This window comes from Patescibacteria group bacterium (genome assembly GCA_038065255.1).
Classification (GTDB): Bacteria; Patescibacteriota; Patescibacteriia; order JACQRZ01; family JACQRZ01; genus JBBTRI01.
Genome location: JBBTRI010000006.1, coordinates 129,954 through 139,306, shown reverse-complemented (window position 1 = coordinate 139,306; position 9,353 = coordinate 129,954). Strand labels below are relative to the sequence as shown.

The following is a 9,353-nucleotide window of genomic DNA, read 5'->3' as shown; positions in this document are numbered from 1 at the left end:
AGTTCGTCAGACAATAAGTCCCTTTAAAAAGGATTCTGTTGAAAAGTAATTGGTCTGCAAGGTTCGCCCCAAAGATCAAGAGCTCCTCTGATAGGTCGAGTTGACGACACGCAAGTGACGTTGAAAGACTCAAAATCATCAAAGCTATGCCTAGCACAGTGTTCAGAACTCACCTTCGGGCATTAGGTTGTCCCCAGGTAAAAGGAATCGCAAGATCCCCGAGTTCGTCAGACAATAGAGTCCCTTTAAAAAGGATTTCATTGAAAAGTAATTGGTCTGTAAGGTTCGCCCCAAAGATCAAGAGCTCCTCTGATAGGTCACAAGATGTTGTACAAACGACGTCGACTGGCTAAAAAACATCAATCAGGCCTGGAAACCTGACCAGCTTGTTCACACTGGCTGGCGCAAAAGCAAACTCACTCTTGGGATTAGTGACTGCCGCAAGGAAGTCACTGTCATCTCCCTGGACCCCACGATTCATTGATACGCGCGGCATGCCGTTGCGGTTGGTGAGTCGAACAAGCTTCACGTCAAAAGCACCACCTGGTGCCTACGACCCCCGAAGCAGGTTCCATTTCGATCGTGTTCAGAACGCAGGCGGGATTGGTTGGCTAGGACCTCCTCGTCACCACCCGCCTGCACCCCTCTCTCATTTCTTGGCATAAGAGTAGCGCTTGGTTGTTCACCAGGTTGCATGATTTACGGACTCTGTGTTAAACAAATGGATTTGAGAAAAAGCAAAGACTCTGCTGAGTGCACTTCCGCAAGGAGTGCGATCGCGAGGCAATGCCGAGGCGCTGCTTAGTACAGCAAAGCCCTAGGTCCCGTGAGCCTAGGATTTTTTTTATTTGAAAATGAAATAAGAAAAACCTGGCACACCAAGTTTTCTTCATATATACTAAACGTACAATTACATTAAGAGAAGAGAAGGTTCATTTATGAACGAATCAGATAATTCAGAAACAGAAAAACTATCCTGGCTAGATGTGCCCAAATCTATTTGGCACTTTTTGGGCAGGAATAAACACAGGTGGATTGGTTTTAACCTATTACTTTTCACAATTCACTTTTATGAATTAGTGCCACCTTTTATTCTTGGTAAAATAGTTGATTTTTTTACCAATTATCATGCAGGGGATTCGTTACAAACTTTTTATTTTTACGCTCTTTTTGTTGGTATATCCAGTATTATCGTTGCCTTCATCCGTTTATCCTGCAAGAATAGGTTGGATAGAATTGCTATTGCCGCAAAAACAACCGCAAGAGTTGAGGGATTTGAGCGACTGATGGATTTTTCTTTACAATGGCATTCCAAGGAAAATAGCGGAAACAAAGTACAAAGAATCTTCAATGGCAGCCAGTCAATATCGGAATGGACACAACTCACTAATAATGAATTGTTTCCTGTAGCTACTTCATTTATAGGTGTTTTGCTTGTATTCTTATTCCTCAGTCCGATATTTTTGGTATTTCTAATCATTTACTCACTTTCGTATTTTGCCATTGAATATATTTTCAACAGAAAGTTGGGAAAACTAAGCGATGAACTAAACATGGTTCGAGAAAAATCAAGTGGCAAATATATTGAAGGTACGGGGAATATGCTTGCCATAAAAGCATTGGGTGTAGAAAAAGATATTCATCTAAAAGTAATGGGTAGCGAGGAACAATCAAAAAATATTGAGATCTCCTTGTCTAATACCGGGATCAAAAAATGGTATTCATTTCAAACATTGAACGGATTGGCATTGATTGTATTTCTATTTCTCATTGCACATCAACTTGTGATAGGAATTATATCAGTCGGATATATTTTGGTGTTTTTCACCTATTTTAATAACTTGAGAAGTGCTACTTTTCAGGCTACGGATATTTCGAGTAAAGTAATTCAATTAAAATCGAACTTACTGAGAATGATGCCAATTTTTCTTGAAAAACCTAACATCAGAACCGGAATAGAAAAATTTCCACCACGATGGAAAACCATATCTATTCACAGGGGAACCTTCAAGTATCCTTCAGGACAAGTTGGAATTAAAAATTTAAGCTTTTCATTTAGTAAGAATGAAAGACTTGGGATAGCAGGATCATCCGGTAGCGGCAAATCTACACTAGTTAAAATTCTCTTGGGACTATATGAATTAGAATATGGAGAATTTAAAGTTGGCGAGAAAAACTATTACTCTATTGCCCACGAAGAAATAACAAAAAATATATCGATAGTTCTGCAAGAGACGGAGTTATTTAATTTAAGCATAAGGGAGAACATCACACTTATGCGAGAGGTAGATTCGGAGCTATTGAACACGGCAGTAGATATGGCATGTTTACAGGAAATGATAAGTACATTACCAGAGGGATTAGACACTTTGACAGGCGAAAAGGGATATTCGCTCTCTGGCGGTGAAAGGCAAAGACTTGGCATCGCGCGTGCAATTTGCAAAAATTCTCCAATACTACTTCTCGATGAAGCAACATCTTCTTTAGATAGTAGAACTGAAAAGAAAATTATGGATAAATTATTCTCTACATTCGGCCATAAAAAAACATTTATTATTGTTGCTCATCGCATTTCCACCCTCAAAGATACTGATCGGGTGATAGTTTTTGAAAAAGGGGGTATAATTGAGGAGGGTACGTTTAATAATTTGATTAAAAATAAGGACTCTCATTTAGGTCAGCTCTACGCATTACAGAGTGGAACTTAGAAATGTGCCTGCGGCGTACCTACTAGTGCCGCTCGTAAGATAGAACTATGACTCTCAAAAAAACTCTCACTGCATTGATCGCAAAAAAACTGAAAGTTAATCCATCATCCATCCAGCTTGCACTTCCTCCTTCGGATGATCTTGGAGATATCGCACTTCCCTGTTTTTCATTTGCAAAAGAGCTGCACAAATCACCGGTAGACATTGCTGCGGAATATGCAGTGAAACTGCAGAGTGGAGTTATTGAAAAATCCGTGCCTGCGGGACCCTATATTAATATTCACCTAAAGCACCATGTGCTTTTTCAAGATATTCTCAAAAGGACGCTACAGAAAAAAAACAAAAAATCCATTGTCATCGATTATTCTTCGCCGAATATTGCAAAACCTTTCGGTGTTGGGCATTTGCGCAGTACCTTTATCGGGGAATCATTAAAACGAATCTATGCTGAACTTGGATATACAACTATTGCCATCAATCACCTTGGTGATTGGGGGACGCAATTTGGCAAGCTCATTGTTGCATATAAAAAATGGCCACGATCTCTTGCTAAACACCCCATTCGCACACTCTATGATCTCTATGTAAAATTTCATGCGGAATGCGAGAAACATCCCCTTCTCTTAGACGAAGCCAGACTCTGGTTCAAAAAACTTGAAGGCGGCGATAAGGAAGCGACAAAACTTTGGAAACTTTTCCGTTTGCTTTCCGTCAAAGATTTCAAACAACTCTATGCTCGACTTGGGTGTTCGTTCGATTCCTATGATGGCGAAGCATTTTATAACACCCGGCTCGATAGTGTGATTAAGCTTTTGAAAAAGAAAAAGCTTTTACAGCGATCAGAGGGTGCAGATATCGTTGATCTTTCAGCCTTTGGATTGCCGCCGGGGCTTATCTGTAAGAGCGATGGTACCTCACTCTACCTCACACGAGATATTGCTGCAGCACTCTATCGGCACGAAACCTATCGTTTTAGCAAAATGCTGTATGAAGTAGGTGCAGAACAGGAGTTGCATTTCAAACAGCTTTTTGCATTACTGGAACTTATGGGCAAACCATGGGCGGATCGTTGTGTTCATGTCTCTCATGGACTTTACCGAATCGATGGCAAGAAGATGTCTACACGAAAAGGAACCATTATGTTTGTGGAAGATTTAATCGATGAAATCAGAAATGCTGTATTGAAGGTTATCAAGGAGAAGAATCCAACACTCAAAGATAAACTGCAAATAGCAGAGAAAATTGCGTTATGTGCAATTATATTTCATGATCTCAAAACTGACCGTGAACACCCCGTGGAGTTTAACATTGCCCAAATGACTGACTTTCAAGGAGAAACAGGCCCCTACATCCTCTATACCTATACACGACTCAAAAGCATTCTACAAAAAGCACCATCCCCTAAACCACAGCGAACAGCATCGCTTCTAACCGCACTTGGAAATGAAGAACATTCGGTGATTATCCAGCTGGCGCATTTTAGAGATGTACTTGAAGATGTCATTGCTGCCAATAAGCCGGATATCCTGGCAAAATACCTCATGACATTGGCAAAGAAAACAAACACCTATTACACGCATAATCGCGTTATCCAAGGCAATGCTACGATTCAAGCAATGCGCCTTTGCGTTATCAAAGAAATTGCTGCAACGCTCAGGAAAGGCATAGAACTTCTTGGCATGCCGATTATTGAGGTGATGTAGTAGGAAGAATCAGCGAATCAAAAATCGTTCGATACAGTGCTTCAACGCGCGAATACTGCACCTCTCCCAATGATGCATAGTTCGCCAATCCCGGCCCTGCGTTTATTTCGATTATCGTAGATGGAGCGACGCAAGAACCATCTCCATCAATAAGCATATCCAAACCGCAGAGCGTAAGACCCATATCGCGTGCACACTTTTTTGCGCATGCAACAAATGATTCATGAATAGTTTCTGTTACGTCGCGAATATCTCCGCCGCTTGAGGAATTTGCATTGCCAAGAAGCAAGAACATTCTTCCCTCCTCAAGAATGGAATCGAACGAAAGCATATTCCGACTTAGCGACCATGCAATGCGCCTATCGTGTACATCGAGTGTTGACTGCCGACCAGATTGATCAAGGCACATCTTTTTTTCTTGTAGCAATTCTCGAATGTTCGACCTGCCATTACCGCAAACGTTCAACGGCACGCGTTTATACGCACAAATGAGCTCACCTTTATAAATGACCATACGGTAATCCCTCCCGGTGCAGTAGCGTTCAATGCGATAAATATCTACCCATTTGTCGAGGTCATGCAGACTTGCGTCAAATTCTTGCTTAGAGTGAATTTTCCATACTCCCCTCCCCTGGCTTTTGCTATTCGGTTTAAGAATAATCGGCAAACCAAGCTGTTGAGCATAGCTCCACGCAGCTTGAGAATCTTGGTCGCTTCCAAGATAATCGGCATAGGCACGAGAAAAAAATGCTCTTCCTTCGGGAACGCTATAACCCATGGTTTTCAAAAAAAATAAAGCATAGGTTTTGTCACGGGCAATTTCGGTTGCTCCAGCGCCATTTACACCATCAATATGCGTACTCACATAGCGCCTATCTCCACTAGGAAACACCAACTGAGCAACGAAGCGATACATCGGCTCAACAAGCATTTCTATGCCTTGCTCTTTGGCAAATTTTTCAAACAAAGGGGTAACAAAAGAAGATTTCATAATCTGATTTAAGAACTTTAAGCTATATAGATATTCTTTCGAATATCTAGCGAGAGCATTAGACTGTATGAAGCGTGCTTACGGGAAGGAGTGAGCGTCTGTTTGAATCCGAGAAAATCGAGGATGAGTTATGCGAACGACCCGGGACCCGTAAGTCCTTCGTACACTAATGCGGAAGCGTTATAGAGAAAGAATATCTATGTAGCTGAAGTTGGTCGTATTATTTCTTTACCGACAAAGGGTACTAATACTTTAGGCACTCTCACACTACCGTCTTTTTGTTGGTAATTTTCTAAAATGGATATAAAAATACGCGGAGTCGGAAGTGCGGTATTGTTGAGCATGAATACCGGCACATTTTTGCCTTCACTGGTTGTATATTTCACGTTCAGCCGGCGCGCCTGCCAATCCACAAAATTTGATGCGGTGCCAGTCTCGCCATACGAGCCTTTTCCCGGCATCCATGCTTCGATATCAAAGGATTTGTATTTGCCGGGAGCCATGTCGCCGGTACAGATCTGCAGTAGTCGGTACGGCAATCTCAAATCTTCATGAAGCTCCTTTGCATTCTGGACCAGTTCATTAAGGATGCGGTCGCTTTCTTCAATATCTGCCCTACAGAGGACGACTTGCTCAACTTTCATAAATTCATGGACGCGATAGATTCCTTTCAAGTCCTTGCTATAACTGCCGATCTCGCTGCGATAGCACTGGCTAAAGCCCGTAAAGCGAAGCGGTAGATCTTTTTCTTTCAACACTTCATCCGCATGGTACGCCAATAGTGATGGCTCTGCGGTGCCGATAAGAAATTTTTGCTGGCGTTTCCCTTCACGGTCTTTTTCTCCTGAAGCAAGCTCATAGATCTCATCTGTGTCTTCATCATAGGTACCGCCTTTAAAATAACCGCTACCAAATAATACAAATTCTTTTGCAATTGTCGGGGGAATCATCAATTGGTATCCCTTTGCGGCAAGCTTCTGCAGGGCATACATAATAAACCCCATCATCAACAGCACGCCATCCCCTTTTACATAGTATCCACGAAAACCGCTCACTTTCACACCGCGTTCCAAATCGAGAATGCCAAGATCTTTACCAAGCTGCACATGATCCTTGGGAGCGAAATCAAACTGTGGCAGCTCTCCATGCCGTTCCACTTCAACATTATCTTCTGACGATTTTCCAATCGGCGTATCGGGAGACGGAATCGTAGGCACGCGAACCATGAGCTCTTCAAATGCAGTATGTGTGATTGCATACTCACCATCAAGCAGTTCGAGCTGCTCTTTGATGCCCTGTGCACGTATCAATATTGCTTTTTTTTCATCCTGAGATGCCCCAATAATTTCTTTATTAATTGCATTTTTTTGCGCTTTTAAAGATTCAATTTCACCCAACAAGTGCCGGCGTTTTTCGTCAAGTTCAAGAAGCTTGGAAACATCAAGGTCAATACCCTTATTGCGTGCTGCCATTTGAAGCTCCTGGGCGTTTTCACGAATACTTTTGATATCTAGCATATAGTGGTAATGTTACTATCAACGCAGTACTGCATTGAATTTTTTTTCAAGAAGAGCAATAGCTTCGATATGGGCCTTGTCCGCTTCTGCGGCAGCAAGAGTGCGCGCCGAAGAACGATAAGTAATATGGAATGAAAAGCTTTTTTTACCGCTTCCCACTTGCTCACCGCGATAAATATCAAATGGCTCTACGCTCTCGATCAGAGGATGGGCGGAAGTGAGCATTGCCGATACATCCGTATAGCGTACACCCTCATCGAGTACAAATGTCACATCTCTCAGTACTGCAGGATATGCGTGCGGCTGTTGAATGCTACGATCGTGGCGCGGCAAGGAGTGCACAAGCGACAAATCAACTTCGCAAGCAACAACATCACGTTCAATGCCAAGTTTTGCACATACTGACTTGTCTACGACAGCAATCGATCCAATGCGCGCCGTATTACAATACAGCCCAACACCTCGGAAGTGCGATGACCAAGCAAGGGGTTCACTCAACACACGTGGAGAAATATCAAATCCCCTACACCTCAGCACCGACACAATGACACTCTTCAGAAAAGCAAATGCCTGTGGATCGCGAGGTAATGAAAGAACGCATGATAAATGGTAGGGTTGTTGCAATTCGTCGGTGAATACTCTCGCAATTTCGAATAATGCAATGCGTTCATGTCGTTCCTGATTCTTTTCAATATCTTCCAACAAATTTGGGATGAGGCTTTTACACAGATAGGGACGTTCATCAGAATAAGGGTTTGAGAGCGTGATGTGTTCCTCGGGCACATACCCGCCGGCACGAAGCACAAAAGGAGTGACAAATGCGTAGTTATGCACTTCATTAAAATGGTACTCAGAACTCAACTGCTGCTTAAGCGCCGTAACAAATAAAGAAAAGGAATTGTTTTTGGGCATCCGCGAATACGACGGCGGCACTACGGACGGAATGCTGTCATAGCCTATCAGACGAATAATTTCTTCAATGACGTCCTCGGGGATACTAATATCTTTCTTTCGAAAACTGGGAACAACCACACTATACGCCAACCCCTTCTTTGTTAATCCAAAACCCAGACGCTTAAGCAGTGTTGCTGCTTTAGACTGTGGAATACGCATTCCAAGTTTTGATTCTATAAGAGCATCTGAGAGGGTGATGGTAAGAGGTTTTTCTTTTTGTGTAAAAGTATCACACACCTTACTTACAGCCTTGCTTGAAGGAAACAAAAGGGAATAGAGCTCACACGCTCTACGCAATGCTGTTTCGGTGAGTAACGGATCGAGATGCTTCTCAAATCTTCGCGAACTTTCAGAAGCAAGCTTGATCGCTGAAGATGTCTTTCGAATCGAAGATGCATTAAAATGAGCTGCTTCGAGAACGATGGTTGTTGTCGAATCATCAATTCCGCTTTTCTCACCACCCATGATTCCCGCAATCGCCAATACATCACTACTCTTTGCAATAAGTAGCATTTCCGGCGAAAGTACATACTCCTTTCCATCGAGCGCGCGGATAGATTCCCCCTTCTTTGCACGGCGAACGTGCAGTTTTACATCTCCATTCTTTTCTTTGATACGAGCATAATCAAATGCATGCATCGGTTGTCCGTATTCAAGCATTACATAATTCGTCACATCGACAATGGCATTGATGGGGCGCACACCGCATGAACGTAAACGTTGCTGCATCCAGGAAGGCGAGGACATTGTAGACACACCCTCTATTACTACAGCCATGTACCTCGTACACAATTTTTTCTCTTCTACGGTACAGCTGAGTTTAATCTGTGACGAGGATTTGATGAGTGGAATTTTTTTATCAGAAAAAGGTACTTGCAACACAGCGCCCAATTCACGCGCCATACCGCGATGCCCCCAGAGATCCGGCCGGTTGCTTAATGATTTATTATCCACATCAAAAATGGTATCCGCCGCTCCAAGCGCATCAGTCAGTGGTGTTCCCGGCTTTACCGAAAGAAAAGAAAGGTCAAGAATTTCATGTTCACTCGTTGCAGGATACCGATCAGACAATCCTACCTCGCTTGCCGCACAAATCATGCCTTCGCTTGTAACGCCCCGTATTTGAGTCAATGTGAGCTCAACAGGCTCTCCCTCGCCGTGCCAACGTACATGACTACCGGGCAATGCTACAACAACCTTCATTCCAACGCTAAGATTACTTCCGCCACACACAATAACAAGGGGTTGTTGTTTTTCTGAAATGCGCGTCATGACAAGACGCAATCGATCTGCATTCGGATGGGGTTTGAGTTCAACGATTTCTCCGATAACAATAGCGTTCCAGTCCTGTGAAGCGCCTTTCTGTATCCGCTCTACCTCAACAGTACAGAGTGAAAGCCGCCGAGCTATTTCCTCATCCGAAAGATTTTTTGGTAGTGCTACAAATTCCTGTAGCCACTCTTTAGAAAGAAGCATAGGA

The 9,353-nt window shown here is 42.9% G+C and carries 5 protein-coding genes; 2 read left to right on the top strand and 3 right to left on the bottom strand.

The window, feature by feature from the left end; all coding sequences use genetic code 11:
- Positions 1 to 938 precede the first annotated feature (938 nt).
- On the top strand, positions 939 to 2,708 hold the full coding sequence (locus AAB400_02395) for an ABC transporter ATP-binding protein (GenBank protein ID MEK7648750.1): 1,770 nt from the start codon (positions 939 to 941) through the stop codon (positions 2,706 to 2,708).
- A gap of 47 nt (positions 2,709 to 2,755) precedes the next feature.
- Positions 2,756 to 4,411: an arginine--tRNA ligase gene (argS, locus tag AAB400_02390; GenBank protein MEK7648749.1), complete on the top strand. Its 1,656-nt coding sequence runs from the start codon at positions 2,756 to 2,758 to the stop codon at positions 4,409 to 4,411.
- Here the strand turns inward: argS and AAB400_02385 are convergent.
- From AAB400_02385 to pheT, 3 genes are all read right to left on the bottom strand, one after another.
- Positions 4,395 to 5,402, bottom strand: coding sequence for a cyanophycin synthetase (locus AAB400_02385; GenBank protein ID MEK7648748.1), 1,008 nt, complete (start codon positions 5,400 to 5,402; stop codon positions 4,395 to 4,397). The genes argS and AAB400_02385 overlap by 17 nt on opposite strands.
- A gap of 197 nt (positions 5,403 to 5,599) precedes the next feature.
- Positions 5,600 to 6,919 carry a serine--tRNA ligase gene (gene serS / locus AAB400_02380; protein MEK7648747.1) on the bottom strand — a complete coding sequence of 440 codons (1,320 nt, stop codon included), beginning with the start codon at positions 6,917 to 6,919 and terminating at the stop codon, positions 5,600 to 5,602.
- 18 nt (positions 6,920 to 6,937) lie between these two features.
- The gene (gene pheT, locus AAB400_02375; GenBank protein ID MEK7648746.1) at positions 6,938 to 9,349 is read right to left on the bottom strand and encodes a phenylalanine--tRNA ligase subunit beta; all 2,412 of its coding nucleotides are present in this window, start codon (positions 9,347 to 9,349) and stop codon (positions 6,938 to 6,940) included.
- Positions 9,350 to 9,353 lie beyond the last annotated feature (4 nt).

Bases quoted from the DNA above. Each gene is read 5' to 3' on its own strand.
- pheT (MEK7648746.1), bottom strand. From the start codon at position 9,349: ATGCTTCTTTCTAAAGAGTGGCTACAGGAATTTGTAGCACTACCAAAA.
- serS (MEK7648747.1), bottom strand. From the start codon at position 6,919: ATGCTAGATATCAAAAGTATTCGTGAAAACGCCCAGGAGCTTCAAATG.
- argS (MEK7648749.1), top strand. From the start codon at position 2,756: ATGACTCTCAAAAAAACTCTCACTGCATTGATCGCAAAAAAACTGAAA.
- AAB400_02395 (MEK7648750.1), top strand. From the start codon at position 939: ATGAACGAATCAGATAATTCAGAAACAGAAAAACTATCCTGGCTAGAT.
- AAB400_02385 (MEK7648748.1), bottom strand. From the start codon at position 5,402: ATGAAATCTTCTTTTGTTACCCCTTTGTTTGAAAAATTTGCCAAAGAG.